This is a genomic window from Streptomyces marianii (assembly GCF_005795905.1).
Taxonomy (GTDB): Bacteria; Actinomycetota; Actinomycetes; order Streptomycetales; family Streptomycetaceae; genus Streptomyces; species Streptomyces marianii.
On record NZ_VAWE01000001.1, the window covers coordinates 3,928,777 to 3,942,432 of the forward strand.

A 13,656-nucleotide genomic window follows, 5' to 3' on the forward strand; every position below is an offset into this window, starting at 1 on the left:
CACAAAGTTGAGCCGGTTCCGCTCAACTATCCGCATCTCCCCTTCTTCGGATTCGTCGACGGGCACTCCCGCGGGTAGGTTCCGGGCATGGCCATCGACCCCAGCCGCCCCCACGAGTCCTTTCTCGGCTTCTGGCGCGAGTACCACATGTGCACGCTCACCACTCCCCGCCCCGACGGCACTCCGCACGTCGTGGCGGTGGGTGTGACGTACGACCCGGAGGGCGGGGAGAAGGGCGTCGCCCGGGTGATCACCAACAAGAACAGCCGCAAGGTCGCCAACGTGCTGGCCGCCGGGCCCGAGGGGGCGGCGGTCGCGGTCTGCCAGGTGGACAAGGGCCGCTGGGCGACGCTCGAGGGCCGGGCAACGGTCCGCACGGACCCGGAGGCCGTCGCCGACGCGGTCGCCCGCTACGCGGAGCGCTACGGCCGCACGCCGTCGCCGAACCCGGACCGCGTGGTCATCGAGATCGCGCTGACCCGCGCGATGGGCCGGGCGTAGCGGACGCGCACGGCATGGCGGGATGCCGGGCCGGCCCCGCTCCCAGCGCGCAGGCGCCCGCCGCAGGCGCACGGCCCGCGGCACCGTCGTGTTCCGCGCACAGCACAGCGGCGCCATCGTGTTCCGCGCACAGCACAGCGGCGCCATCGTGTTTCAGGTCCACGATGGCGCCGCTGTGTGGGGGAAGCGCCTGAGCGATCTTGAACGACGGGGGAATCGCTCAGGCACTGCGGGGGGTGGCGGTGGTGGTCTCGCGTTCGACCAGCTGGTGGTCGCGCTGGTCGAGATTGACGAAGATCATGCCGTACCGGATGGCACAGCGGACGGGGCGTGGGGCCCCGCGGGGCCGGCGAAGGCACCGGTAGGCGCGGACGTCCTCGTCGTCCTCGCGGGCGACGACGATCGGTTCCCCGAAGAGAGTGACCATCAGCGAGTCGCCACGGTGGGGGATTGCCGTGACGAGGTCGATGAAATGCCACCCGGATCGGTACGCGGTCGCCATCTCCCGCCGGAAGACGCGATCGTCCGGGGGCATGCTCACGCGTCTGCGTCCGCCGGCGCGCTCTCCCAAGTGGGTTCGCCCGGGATCGCGCTCACCGTCATGGGCACCGACTCCCACGTCGGCTCACCGCTCACCGCGAGACCGCCGAGAGCAGCCGCAACGGCTATAGCGCACAGTGCACGAACCATCCTGGTCATGGCCGATCTCCACCTCTATTAATCACTACCTCCCCCCGCGTCTAGAACGATGGCTCACTCCGAACGCCTTCACCAGCGCGGCCAGGCATCATGTTCCTGCAATTCAGGACCCTGAGGGGGGTGCATATGGAGACGAAACAGGGCGATGGGGGAGATAAGCACAGTCACGACGAGCTGTGCGAGGCCGGTAAGAACCTGTATGCGTCCGCTCTGCGCAGTGGCCGCATAGCCCGGTCGGAGGTGACCGACGCGCCGTGCCTCATGGATCTGGGCATGTTGCGCCCCGACCCCGACGACACCGAGTGGCTTCGTCCGGTTCCGCCGTCCGTCGCCCTGCACCAGCTGATGCACCCCATAGAGCGGGAGATCCAGGAGCGCAGACGACTCACCATCTCACTGGCGGAGTCGTTCGAGCCATTCATGACACTGAACGCGCACGATCCGTCCACGACACACGCGATCACCGTCCTCGAGGGACTCCACCTCATCAACGCGACGCTGGACCGGGTCATCGCCGAGTGCCGGGAGGAACTGCTGACGGTGCAGCCGGGCAGCGGCCGCCGGCCGGCGACCCTCCAGGAGGGGCTGCGACGCGTGGGGATGCTTGTCGACCGGGGCGTCTCCATGCGCACGCTGTACCAGCACACGGCACGTCACCACCCGGCCACCATGGCCTACGTGGAGCGGGTCGCCGCGTACGGCGCGGAGTTCCGCACCCTCGAGGAGATCATCGACCGGCTCATCATCGTCGACCGCAAGGTGGCCTTCATCCCGGCACGCAGCGACCGCAGGGTCGCCCTGGAGCTGCGCCACGAGGGTCTGGTGCAGTATCTCGTCGGTGTCTTCGAGCAGTTCTGGCTCCACGGCGTCGCCTGGGACGACCAGGTCGTCGCGTACGCCCCCGAACCGGACGGTGTCAGCGGCGTCCAGCGCTCCATCGCGAAACTCCTCGTCGAAGGCCACGTGGACGAGGCCATCGCCCGCCGTCTCGGGATGAACGTCCGCACGTGCCGGGCCCACATCGCCAAGCTCGCCTCCGCCCTCGGCAGTGGCTCGCGGGCCCAACTCGGCTATCTCATCGCCCAGTCCGGGATCCTGGAGCAGGATCACTGACCACGGACCAGACCGGCTCCGACCCGCCGTCCGTCGCGACCACACCGCGGGTGTCGTCGAAGTCGCCTGATCCGGCCTGCCGTTGGTGCGCATCGCCTGCTCCCCGCGCGGAACCGCAGCCGCGCACCCCGATCGGCACCCGTGACCGGGCTCCCTGGGGCTCGCCGTAGAGCTCAGCCTGTCGCCGGTGCACATCGCGTCGCGGTCCGGGGACGCCGGTAGGGCCGGGGGGACGACCACGGCGAGACGGCACGGATCGCGCCCGGCAGGGGACGGCTGCCGCGCGGCTCCTCCCGCGTCGACACCTTCGCCGGGGAGGCCTTCACCGGGGACACCCGCCACCACCCGGCGCCCTGCTCACAGAAGACCGGTCGCCCCGGTGGGCGAGTCGACGCCTCGACCGGCCCGCAGCGGTCCGCGAGGGCGTACGGGCCGCCGGGTCCCCGGCCCAGAGCGCGTGAGGAGGGACCGCGAGGTCCACACCTCCCGGTCCCTCCTCCGCCTTCCCTGCGCCACGGACCGGCGGGAGCGCTCAGCCGTCCCGCTTCGGCCGCCACACCACCAACGCGCTCGTCTGCTGCACGTCCTGGTAGGGCACCAGGTCGCGCCGGTACGACGCGTGCACCTGGGCCTCGCGCTGCTGCATGGCCAGCGCCGCGCCCTCGACCGCCGCGGACAGTTCCGCGACCTTGGCCTGCAGGGCCGTCACCTGGTTCTCCAGCTCGATGATGCGCTTGATTCCGGCCAGGTTGATGCCCTCGTCCTGGGACAGGGACTGGACCTGGCGGAGCAGTTCGATGTCCCGGGCCGAGTAGCGCCTGCCGCGCCCCGCCGTGCGGTCCGGGGAGACCAGACCGAGGCGGTCGTACTGCCGAAGGGTCTGCGGGTGCAGTCCGGACAGCTGAGCCGCCACCGAGATGACGTACACCGGCGTCTCCTCGGTCAGTTCATAGGCCCTGCCACCGAATCCGGGCTGTCGACGTCGGCCGTCCATCGCGTCATGCTCCCTTCGCAGCCTGGAACAGTTCTGCCCGCGGGTCGTGACCCTCAGTCGCCTTGCGGTACGCCTCCAGTGCCTCACGTGCCTCGTCGCCGAGTTCCGTGGGCACCGAGACCTCCACGGTGACCAGCAGATCGCCCCGGGTGCCGTCCTTGCGGACTGCGCCCTTGCCGCGGGCCCGCATCGTACGGCCGTTCGGCGTACCCGCGGGCAGTTTCAGGGTGACCGGAGGCCCGCCGAGGGTCGGGACCTTCACCTCGCCGCCCAGCGCGGCCTCCGTGAAGGAGACCGGCACCGTGACGGTGAGGTTGTCGCCCCTGCGCCCGAAGACCGGGTGCTCCCCGACGTGGACCACCACGTACAGATCGCCGGCCGGTCCGCCGCGCTCACCCGGTGCGCCCTTGCCGCGCAGCCGGATCCGCTGGCCGTCGCTCACCCCGGCGGGGATGCGGACCTGCATGGTCCGGGACGACTTGGCGCGGCCGCTGCCGTGGCAGACCTCGCAGGGGTTCTCGGCGATCAGCCCGCGGCCCTTGCAGTCCACGCAGGGGTCGGTCAGCGAGAAGGACCCGCTGCCGCCGCGCGAGACCTGGCCGGTGCCGACGCAGGTCGGGCACACCCGGGGCGTGCCGTTCTTGTCGCCGGTGCCCGAACAGGCCTTGCAGGGCTGCTGGCTGGACATCCGCAGCGGGACCGTGGCCCCGTCCACCGCCTCGGTGAAGCTGAGCGTCACCTCCGACTCGATGTCCTGGCCGCGGCGCGGCTGGGTACGGGGCCCCGTGCCGGCCCCGCGGTTGAACAGGCCGCCGAAGACGTCCCCGAGTCCGCCGCCGAAGCCGCCGGCGCCGCCGGCGCCGGCGCCCGCGCCCCCGGTCTGGGCGCCCCCGAAGAGGTCGCCCAGGTCGAAGTTGAACGTTCCTCCGGCTCCGGGACCGGCCCGGAAGCCACCGTTGCCGAAGAGCGCCCGCGCCTCGTCGTACTCCTTGCGCCGCTTGGGGTCGCCGAGCACGTCGTTGGCCTCGGAGATCTCCTTGAAGCGCTCCTCGGCCTTCGCGTCGCCCTTGTTGGCGTCCGGGTGGTTCTCGCGGGCGAGCTTCCGGTACGCCTTCTTGATCTCCGCGTCGGTGGCGTCCTTGGGGACGCCGAGGACCTTGTAGTAGTCCTTCTCGACGAAGTCCTTCGTGCTCATCGACGTCCCTCCTTCCGGTGCCTGCCGCCTGCGTCAGCCCTCGTCCGGGCCACCGCTCTCCTCGTCCGTCGCCTGCTCGGCCGCCTGCTCCTTCGGCTGGGCACCCGGCTGCGGCTCGGCCACCGCGACCCGCGCCGGCCGGATGGTCCGCTCGCCGATCCGGTAGCCCGGCTGCAGGATCGCCACACAGGTCGTCTCGGTGACGTCCGGCGCGTAGCTGTGCATCAGGGCCTCGTGGACCGTCGGGTCGAAGGGCTCGCCCTCCTTGCCGAACTGCTGCAGCCCCATCTTGGCGGCGACGGTCTCCAGCGATTCCGCCACCGACTTGAAGCCGCCGACCAGTTCGCCGTGCTCGCGGGCCCGGCCGATGTCGTCGAGCACGGGCAGGAGCTCGGTCAGGAGCTGCGCGACCGCGATCTCCTTGACCGTGATCCGGTCCCGCTCCACCCGACGGCGGTAGTTCTGGTACTCGGCCTGCAGCCGCTGCAGGTCCAGCGTGCGCTCGTTGAGCGCGGTCCGGACCTGGTCCAGCTGGGCCGTCAGCCCCGCGTCGGCAGCCGTGCGGGCCGTCTGTGCTGCGTCCCCGGCCTGGGCCGCCCCCTCGTCCGCGGAGGAGGCGGCGGCCTGCGCCGCGTCATCGGGAGTGGCGCCGGAGGGGACGTCGGGCTTCTCCTCGAAACCCGGGGTCTCCTCCGTCATCAGGCAGCGCCACCCTTCTGGTCCTTGTGGTCCTTCTCGTCGTCCACGATCTCGGCGTCGACGACGTCGTCGTCGGCCTTCGCCTGGGAGGCCCCGGCGTCCGCGCCGCCCGCGGCCTGCTGGCCCTGGGCGTCGGCGTACATGGCCTGGCCGAGCTTCTGGGAGACCGCCGCGACCTTCTCGGTGGCGGTACGGATCTCCGCCGTGTTGTCGCCCTCGGCGGACTCGCCCTTCAGCTTCTCCTTGAGCTCGTTCACCGCCGTCTCGACCTCGGTCTTGATCTCACCGGGGACCTTGTCCTCGTTGTCCTTGAGGAACTTCTCGGTCTGGTAGACGAGCTGCTCGGCCTGGTTCCGGGTCTCGGCGGCCTCACGGCGGCGGTGGTCCTCCTCCGCGTACTGCTCGGCCTCCTGGCGCATCCGGTCGACCTCGTCCTTCGGCAGCGAGGAGCCGCCGGTGACGGTCATCTTCTGCTCCTTGCCCGTGCCCAGGTCCTTGGCGGTCACGTGCATGATGCCGTTGGCGTCGATGTCGAAGGAGACCTCGATCTGCGGGACGCCGCGCGGGGCCGGCGGGAGGCCGGTGAGCTCGAACATGCCGAGCTTCTTGTTGTACGCCGCGATCTCGCGCTCGCCCTGGTAGACCTGGATCTGCACGGACGGCTGGTTGTCCTCGGCCGTCGTGAAGATCTCCGAGCGCTTCGTCGGAATCGTCGTGTTGCGCTCGATGAGCTTGGTCATGATGCCGCCCTTGGTCTCGATGCCGAGGGACAGCGGGGTCACGTCGAGGAGCAGGACGTCCTTGACCTCGCCCTTGAGGACACCGGCCTGGAGGGTGGCGCCGATCGCCACGACCTCGTCCGGGTTCACGCCCTTGTTGGCCTCCTTGCCGCCGGTCAGCTCCTTTACGAGCTCGGCGACGGCCGGCATGCGGGTCGAGCCGCCGACGAGGACCACGTGGTCGATCTCGGAGAGCTGGATGCCCGCGTCCTTGATCACGTTGTGGAACGGGGTCTTGCAGCGCTCCAGCAGGTCCGCGGTCAGCTGCTGGAACTGGGCGCGCGTGAGCTTCTCGTCCAGGTGCAGCGGGCCCTCGGCGGACGCCGTGATGTAGGGGAGGTTGATCGTCGTCTCGGTGGAGGACGACAGCTCGATCTTCGCCTTCTCCGCGGCCTCGCGGAGACGCTGGAGAGCCATCTTGTCCTTGGACAGGTCGACGCCGTGCCCGCTGGCGAACTGCTTCACCAGGTAGTCGACGACGCGCTGGTCCCAGTCGTCACCACCGAGGTGGTTGTCGCCGTTGGTGGCCTTCACCTCGACGACGCCGTCGCCGATCTCCAGCAGCGAGACGTCGAAGGTACCGCCACCGAGGTCGAAGACGAGGATCGTCTGGTCGTCCTTGTCGAGGCCGTACGCCAGCGCGGCGGCGGTCGGCTCGTTGACGATGCGCAGGACGTTCAGACCCGCGATCTCACCGGCCTCCTTGGTGGCCTGGCGCTCGGAGTCGTTGAAGTACGCGGGGACGGTGATGACGGCGTCCGTGACCTTCTCGCCCAGGTACGACTCGGCGTCCCGCTTCAGCTTCTGCAGGATGAACGCGGAGATCTGCTGCGGGTTGAAGTTCTTCCCGTCCAGCTCGATCGCCCAGTCGGTGCCCATGTGGCGCTTCACCGAGCGGATCGTCCGGTCCACGTTGGTCACCGCCTGACGCTTCGCGACCTCGCCGACGAGCACCTCACCGTTCTTGGCGAAGGCGACGACGGACGGCGTGGTCCTGGCGCCCTCGGCGTTGGTGATGACGGTGGGCTCACCGCCCTCCAGAACGCTGACGACGGAGTTAGTCGTGCCCAGGTCGATGCCGACCGCACGTGCCATTTCGATTCCTCCAGTGGACTTGAGTGGAACTGGCTCAAGGATGCACCAACCGCCTCACGGCGTCAACAGACCTGAGTCGAGTCGACTCAACTATAGTGCCGCCCCTCTTCGCCTGCCCGCCCGGCGCGGCCTGCACACACCCCCAAGCCCACCGTGCCATCGTTCTGCAAAGCACGCGAAAGGTTCATAGACGCGTCTTACTGGACAGAAACCACCAGGTATCGACTGAGAAAAGACAGAACGGTCAGGTGAGTGCCTTGCGTCCCGTGCAGTCGGCGCGATCGGCGGGACCGGCCCCATGGGCCCCGACCGCGCGGCCCCCGGACCCCAAGCGTCTCCTCGACCTGACCCTCGGCACACTGCTGCTGATCCTCGCCGCACCACTGCTGGCCACCGCGGCCTGCTCCCTCGCCCTGCGCCGCCCACCCGGTGGGATCGTCGCGCGGGAGCTGAAGACGGGGCTCCGCGGGTATCCCTTCACCGTCCGCTCACTGCGCACCCGCCGCTGGCGGCTGGATCTGCTCTCCAGACTGCCCCATGTGGTCACCGGCGAGATGTCCCTGGTCGGCCCGGCGGCCCTGGCTCCGGAGGACCCCCGCGCAGCCGCCCCCTGGCGGCAGACCGTCCGCCCCGGCCTCACCGGCCCCGCCCAGCTGCACAGGCGCTCGACGCTGCCCTGGGACGAACCGGAGCTGCTCGACCAGCACTACGTGGAGCACCATTGGATCGGGCTGGATCTGGCCGTCCTGGCGCGCACGCTTCCGGCCCTGCTCCCGCCCCGCACTCAGGGTGCCCTGAGCGACGCAGATCACCGCCCACCTGGCTACAGTGCGACGGAATAAGTGGGTACGCTCGGCACGGACTGGATAAGTTACCGCTTAGTAAGTGCTGATTCCCCACCCTCGCAGGCCCGAGGAGCCCCCAAATGCAACTCGCCGCGATCATCGTGTCGCTGGTCCTGACCGTGGTCGGCGTTGCGCTCATCGCCCGAGCCGTCGCGCAGATCTACCGGTTCGTGAAGCTCGGTCAGCCCGTGCCTGCGGGCAGCCGTACCGACGATCCCAAGGCCCGTACGGTCACCCTGGTCAAGGAGTTCCTCGGCCATACCCGGATGAACCGCTGGGGGATCGTGGGCTTCGCCCACTGGTTCGTCGCGATCGGCTTCCTGACGCTGCCGCCGACGCTCGCACAGGCGTACGGCCAGCTGTTCGAGGCCGACTGGACCCTGCCGGTCCTGGGCGGGTTCCTGCCCTTCGAGATGTACATCGAGTTCATCGGCCTGATGACCGTCGTCGGCATCCTCGCGCTCATCGCGATCCGGCTGCTGAACCTGCCGTCCCGCGCGGGCCGCAAGTCGCGCTTCGCCGGCTCCAAGGCATGGCAGGCGTACTTCGTCGAGTACGTCATCCTGACCATCGGCCTCGCGATCCTCGCCCTCCGCGGACTGGAGGGCGCGATCCATCACGTGGACCACTACGAGGCCGCGTACTTCGTCTCGTACCCGCTCGTCCTGGCCTTCGACGGGCTGAGCGTCCCCACCCTGCAGACGCTGGTCTACTTCACCGCCATGATCAAGATCGGCGTCTCGCTGATCTGGATGATCACGGTGTCGCTGAACACCAACATGGGTGTGGCCTGGCACCGCTTCCTGGGCTTCCCCAACATCTGGTTCAAGCGCAACGCCACCGGCGAGACCGCGCTGGGCGCCCTGCAGCCGATGACCTCGGGCGGCAAGGAGATCGACTTCGAGGACCCGGGCGAGGACGACGTCTTCGGCGTCTCCCAGGTCGAGCAGTTCTCCTGGAAGGGCATCCTCGACTTCTCCACCTGCACCGAGTGCGGCCGCTGCCAGTCGCAGTGCCCCGCCTGGAACACCGGCAAGCCGCTCTCCCCGAAGCTGCTGATCATGTCGCTGCGCGACCACGCGCACGCCAAGACCCCGTACCTGCTGGCCGGCGGCGGCAAGACCATGGAGGGCGAGGAGAAGGCGTCCGAGGAGCAGCTCAAGGACGTCCCGGCCGCCGCGCTGGCCGAGGCCGAGCGCCCGCTGATCGGCACCGCCGAGGAGAACGGCGTCATCGACCCGGACGTGCTGTGGTCGTGCACCACCTGCGGCGCGTGTGTGGAGCAGTGCCCGGTCGACATCGAGCACATCGACCACATCGTCGACATGCGCCGCTACCAGGTGATGATCGAGTCCTCGTTCCCGTCCGAGGCGGGCACGATGCTCAAGAACCTGGAGAAGAAGGGCAACCCCTGGGGCCTGGCCAAGAAGCAGCGCGTCGAGTGGACCAAGGAGGTCGACTTCGAGGTCCCGATCGTCGGCAAGGACGTCGAGGACCTCACCGAGGTCGACTACCTGTACTGGGTCGGCTGCGCCGGCGCCCTGGAGGACCGGGCCAAGAAGACCACCAAGGCCTTCGCCGAGCTGCTGCACATGGCGGGCGTCAAGTTCGCGATCATGGGCGGGGACGAGAAGTGCACCGGTGACTCCGCCCGCCGCCTCGGCAACGAACCCCTGTTCCAGCAACTCGGCCAGGAGAACGTGGCCATGCTGAACATGGCCTTCGGCGAGTCCCTCGGCGAGGACGGGGAGGTGGACGAGTCCACGAAGAAGCCGAAGGCCGCCAAGAAGATCGTCGCCACCTGCCCGCACTGCTTCAACACCATCGCCAACGAGTACCCTCAGCTCGGCGGTGAGTTCGAGGTCATCCACCACACCCAGCTGCTCCAGCACCTCATCGACGAGGGCAAGCTGATCCCGGTGACCCCGGTCGAGGGCCTGATCACCTACCACGACCCCTGCTACCTGGGCCGCCACAACAAGGTCTACACGCCCCCGCGCGAGATCATGGACAAGGTGCCCGGCCTGCGCCAGCAGGAGATGCACCGCCACAAGGAGCGCGGCTTCTGCTGCGGCGCCGGCGGCGCCCGCATGTGGATGGAGGAGCGGATCGGCAAGCGCATCAACACCGAGCGCGTCGACGAGGCCCTGTCCCTCAACCCGGACATCGTCTCCACCGCCTGCCCGTTCTGCCTGGTGATGCTGTCCGACTCGGTCAACGGCAAGAAGGGCGAGGGCAAGGCCAAGGAGTCCCTCCAGGTCGTCGACGTGGCCCAGCTGCTGCTCGACTCGGTGAAGACCCCGGCCGGCCCGGGTGACGACGGCGACGCGGACGACACGGCACCGGCGGACTCGCCGGACCCGGAACCGGAACCCGTGAAGTAGTCGTCCGCAAGGACGAGCGGCAAGCGGCCGGATCTGCCTCGGGGGCAGGACCGGCCGCTTCTGCGTGTGCGGCGACGTGGCACCGGGCCGCTCCCGGGCCCGGCGAACTGCCGGCCATCCGGCCATTGGCTGATGCATCTGACAGGGGCATGATGATGCGGCCCGGGGTTCCGCTTCCCGGGCCCGGCAAAGCGGATGGACGAACGGGAGTGGTGCCGTCGTGGTGCGTCTACTGCGCAAGGCCGCGCTGACGGGCGCGGTCGCGCTGCTGCTGGCGCCGCTGGCCGGCTGCGGCCTCGTCCCGCCCTCCCGCTCCGGGCCCGAACGCCAAGCCGCACCCCGCTCGGCCCCGCCGCGGGCCCTCGCGGACCAGGCGGCGCCCCCGGCCCTCCCGGTCCCGCGCGGCGGCGGCAGCCGTGTACCGGAGGACTTCAACGGCGACGGCCACCGGGACCTCGTCCTCAACGACCTGGTCAAGGCGCCCGGAGCGGGCCACGACGACGACGCGGGCATCGGCATCGTGTACGGCACCGGCGGCGGCACCGCGACCGCCTCCGCCACGAAGGGCCCCGTCTCCCCGGCCGTCCGCCAGCTCCTGTCGCCGCGCGCCAACGGCGCACCCGTCGCCGGCACCCTGCCCGCCGCCTTCGACGCCGCCGCCGCGTGCGACCTGGACGGGGACGGCTTCAGCGACCTGGTCGTCGCCACGGACCCCCCGTACGACGGCACCGGACGCCCGCCCGTCCCGCTGCAGCTGCTCTTCGGCAGCCCGTCCGGACTCACCGGGAGGGCGGTCGTCCTGCGGATCCCCGAGCAGGCCCGGTACGGCAACGAGTGGCCCGACCACCCCGTCTGCGGCGACTTCGACGGCGACGGCGCCCAGGACCTCGCGGTGACCGCGAGCGAGGGCCGGGTGAGCTTCCTGCGCGGCCCCTTCGGACGCACCGGCGCGCCGCGCGGCGCCACAGCCGCAGCGCCGGGTGCGGGCCCCGTGCTCGCCGCCCCCACACCGCGGCCGGACACGGACGGCGACGGCTACGACGACCTGGTCCACGCCACCGGCCCCCTGGTCCCCGGCGCACAGGCGGAGGGCGCGCTCCTGCGCGGCGGCCCCGACGGCCCCGGCCGGCCCGGCGGCCGGTACACGTTCCAGGCCGTGCCACTACCACCCGCGCCCCCGCTCCCGGCCGGCGAGACCGCCCCCGTCACCGAGTTGCTCCGCCGCGCGGACTTCGACGGGGACGGGCGCGCGGACATCGTGACCCGTACGCACCGGGGCGAGAACGCGGACGTCATCGCCGTCCACCCGGGCGCGGGGGACCGGCACCGGCCCCTGGTCACGTTCAGCACCTCGGTGTTCCTCGGCTGAGGCGGGGCGACGGGCGGCCGAGTGGAGACACGGCCGGCGCAGCCCCCGGGCCGAAGGCCCGGGACAGCCCCGGCAGCCGCAGGCCGCACATGGCCCGGAACAACCCCGGCACCGCAGGCCGCACATGGCCCGGAACGGAGGTCCCCGGCACTCGGAGAGCCGAGGCCGCCGCTCGGGAGCCGCAGGCCGCACATGGCCCGGAACAACCCCGGCACCGCAGGCCGCACATGGCCCGGGACGGAGGTCCCCGGCGCTCGGAGAGCCGAGGCCGCCGCTCGGGAGCCGAGTCACCGGCGCCCCGGGAGAGAGTCACCGGCGGTCGCGAGGGCCGCCGGGTCCGTGGCCCCCTGTGCGGACCTCCGCCGGACCCCCGGGATCCCCCTAGGGGATGTCACAGCTCGGCCGCAAAGGTCCCCCGGTTACCCGGCTCCGGACACCGGACACAGCGGGACCGGGTACGTTCGAATGCGTGGCTGGATTCAGGATCGGACGCGGCCGGGACAACAACCGCACCCCGCAACAACAACCGCAGCAGGCCCCTCCGGGGCCGTACGGACAGCAGTACGGCCCCGGAGGAGGCCAGGCGGCGCCGTCGCACCCCCCGCAGCAGTGGCCCCGCGGAGGCGGCGGACACGGCGGACAGGGATACGCACACGGGCACGGCAACAGGCACGGGCACGGGCACGGGCAACCGTACGGCGAGCCCGAGTACTTCGGCGACCCCTACCAGCAGCACCAGCAGGGCGGTCACCAGGGCGGCGGCCACGGCGCCGACCCGTACGCCGACAACCCCGGCCACACCCGGGCCTTCAGCGTCGGCGAGGACCCGTACGGCGACGGCTCGACGTACCACGCCGGCGCCGCACCCGTCCCCTCCGGCCCGCGCCTGCACTGGAAGGAACTGCTGAGCGGGATCGTGCTGCGCCCCGGCCCGACCTTCCTCCAGATGCGGGACTACCCGGTCTGGGGCCCGGCGCTGAGCGTCACGTTCCTCTACGGCCTGCTCGCAATCTTCGGATTCGACCAGACGCGCGACGAGGCGATCAACGCGCCGTTCGCGAGCGCGCTGACGTCCGTGATCATCACGGGTGTGGGTTTCGTGCTCGGCGGTCTGGTCCTCGGCGCGGTCACCCACACCCTGGCCCGCCAACTCGGCGGCGACGGGGCGTGGCAGCCGACGGTGGGCCTCTCCATGCTGATCATGTCCCTCACGGACGCCCCGAGGCTTCTCGTCGCCCTCTTCCTCGGCGGTGAGAACTCGCTGGTGCAGGTGGTGGGCTGGGCGACCTGGCTGGCGGCGGCCGCGCTGTTCACCTCCATGGTGAGCAAGTCGCACGACCTGCCGTGGCCGAAGGCGCTCGGCGCCTCGGCGCTCCAGCTGATCGCGCTGCTCGCGATCATCAAGCTCGGCACGATCTGACCGGCGTCCCGGCCACGGGACGGACCACGACCGAGGCCCCTGCCACACGCGGCAGGGGCCTCGTCGGTGCACTCGGGGGTACGCGGCCGCGGGGCGGTCAGGCGTCCAGGACCTGGCCGCTGCGCCGCACGACGGGCTTCTCGACGCTCCAAGCGGACTTGACTGTATGGGGGTTCTACACCCGGATCTCTCGGGACGACGAGGGCGACGCGCTGGGTGTGGCCCGCCAGCAGCAGGACTGCGAGCGTCTGGCCGATCTTCGGTCCTGGCAGGCAGTGAAGACCTACGAGGACAACGACGTCTCAGCGTTTCAAGCGGAACTTCGTCCGTGACGGGTTCGAGCTGATGGTGAAGGACCTGAGCGCCGGCCTGATCGACGGCATCGTCGCTTACGACCTGGACCGCCTTGCCAGACGGCCGCGCGACCCGGAACGGCTGATCGAGACCTTCGACGAGCGCCCCAAGCTGGAGTTCGCGACGGTCACCAACGATGTGAACCTGGGAACGCGGGACGGCCGGACCATGGCCCGCATCATGGTCGCGTTCGCCAACAAGTCCTCGCA

11 protein-coding genes and 1 pseudogene are annotated in these 13,656 nt (G+C 70.6%); 7 read left to right on the forward strand and 5 right to left on the reverse strand.

Annotated elements, in window-relative coordinates; translation table 11 throughout:
• The first annotated feature begins 87 nt into the window (after window positions 1-87).
• On the forward strand, window positions 88-501 hold the full coding sequence (locus tag FEF34_RS17525; protein WP_138054020.1) for a pyridoxamine 5'-phosphate oxidase family protein: 414 nt from the start codon (window positions 88-90) through the stop codon (window positions 499-501).
• 220 nt (window positions 502-721) lie between these two features.
• Here FEF34_RS17525 and FEF34_RS17530 read toward each other — a convergent pair whose 3' ends face one another.
• Window positions 722-1,042 (reverse strand): Rieske (2Fe-2S) protein, encoded by a 321-nt coding sequence (locus tag FEF34_RS17530; protein WP_138054021.1) that lies wholly within the window; start codon window positions 1,040-1,042, stop codon window positions 722-724.
• 284 nt (window positions 1,043-1,326) lie between these two features.
• Here FEF34_RS17530 and FEF34_RS17535 point away from each other — a divergent pair, with 284 nt between their 5' ends.
• The gene (locus FEF34_RS17535) at window positions 1,327-2,313 is read left to right on the forward strand and encodes a helix-turn-helix domain-containing protein (protein WP_234042433.1); all 987 of its coding nucleotides are present in this window, start codon (window positions 1,327-1,329) and stop codon (window positions 2,311-2,313) included.
• 532 nt (window positions 2,314-2,845) lie between these two features.
• Here FEF34_RS17535 and FEF34_RS17540 read toward each other — a convergent pair.
• The 4 genes from FEF34_RS17540 to dnaK are packed head-to-tail and all read right to left on the reverse strand — an operon-like array spanning window position 2,846 to window position 7,075.
• On the reverse strand, window positions 2,846-3,307 hold the full coding sequence (locus FEF34_RS17540; protein ID WP_138054022.1) for a heat shock protein transcriptional repressor HspR: 462 nt from the start codon (window positions 3,305-3,307) through the stop codon (window positions 2,846-2,848).
• Between the two features lie 4 nt (window positions 3,308-3,311).
• A complete protein-coding gene (gene dnaJ, locus FEF34_RS17545) occupies window positions 3,312-4,502 on the reverse strand; it encodes a molecular chaperone DnaJ (RefSeq protein WP_138054023.1) in 1,191 nt (396 codons plus the stop codon).
• A 33-nt stretch (window positions 4,503-4,535) separates the two neighbouring features.
• On the reverse strand, window positions 4,536-5,201 hold the full coding sequence (gene grpE, locus FEF34_RS17550) for a nucleotide exchange factor GrpE (protein WP_138054024.1): 666 nt from the start codon (window positions 5,199-5,201) through the stop codon (window positions 4,536-4,538).
• Complete coding sequence (dnaK, locus tag FEF34_RS17555; RefSeq protein ID WP_138054025.1) at window positions 5,201-7,075, reverse strand: molecular chaperone DnaK; 1,875 nt, start codon at window positions 7,073-7,075, stop codon at window positions 5,201-5,203. The genes grpE and dnaK overlap by 1 nt, the downstream gene beginning before the upstream one ends.
• A gap of 248 nt (window positions 7,076-7,323) precedes the next feature.
• On the opposite strand from dnaK, the gene FEF34_RS17560 reads away from it, so the two are divergent.
• From FEF34_RS17560 to FEF34_RS42910, 5 genes and pseudogenes are all read left to right on the forward strand, one after another.
• Complete coding sequence (locus FEF34_RS17560) at window positions 7,324-7,917, forward strand: sugar transferase (protein ID WP_234042434.1); 594 nt, start codon at window positions 7,324-7,326, stop codon at window positions 7,915-7,917.
• Window positions 7,918-8,000: 83 nt separating this feature from the next.
• Window positions 8,001-10,304, forward strand: coding sequence for a (Fe-S)-binding protein (locus tag FEF34_RS17565; protein WP_138054026.1), 2,304 nt, complete (start codon window positions 8,001-8,003; stop codon window positions 10,302-10,304).
• Window positions 10,305-10,527: 223 nt separating this feature from the next.
• Complete coding sequence (locus FEF34_RS17570; protein ID WP_138057545.1) at window positions 10,528-11,673, forward strand: FG-GAP repeat domain-containing protein; 1,146 nt, start codon at window positions 10,528-10,530, stop codon at window positions 11,671-11,673.
• 469 nt (window positions 11,674-12,142) lie between these two features.
• Window positions 12,143-13,093, forward strand: coding sequence for a Yip1 family protein (locus FEF34_RS17580; protein ID WP_138054028.1), 951 nt, complete (start codon window positions 12,143-12,145; stop codon window positions 13,091-13,093).
• Between the two features lie 218 nt (window positions 13,094-13,311).
• Window positions 13,312-13,651, forward strand: a pseudogene (locus FEF34_RS42910) (recombinase family protein); the annotation flags it as partial.
• Window positions 13,652-13,656 lie beyond the last annotated feature (5 nt).

Bases quoted from the DNA above. Each gene is read 5' to 3' on its own strand.
- grpE (WP_138054024.1), bottom strand. From the start codon at position 5,201: ATGACGGAGGAGACCCCGGGTTTCGAGGAGAAGCCCGACGTCCCCTCC.
- dnaJ (WP_138054023.1), bottom strand. From the start codon at position 4,502: ATGAGCACGAAGGACTTCGTCGAGAAGGACTACTACAAGGTCCTCGGC.
- FEF34_RS17535 (WP_234042433.1), top strand. From the start codon at position 1,327: ATGGAGACGAAACAGGGCGATGGGGGAGATAAGCACAGTCACGACGAG.
- FEF34_RS17540 (WP_138054022.1), bottom strand. From the start codon at position 3,307: ATGGACGGCCGACGTCGACAGCCCGGATTCGGTGGCAGGGCCTATGAA.
- FEF34_RS17565 (WP_138054026.1), top strand. From the start codon at position 8,001: ATGCAACTCGCCGCGATCATCGTGTCGCTGGTCCTGACCGTGGTCGGC.
- dnaK (WP_138054025.1), bottom strand. From the start codon at position 7,075: ATGGCACGTGCGGTCGGCATCGACCTGGGCACGACTAACTCCGTCGTC.
- FEF34_RS17525 (WP_138054020.1), top strand. From the start codon at position 88: ATGGCCATCGACCCCAGCCGCCCCCACGAGTCCTTTCTCGGCTTCTGG.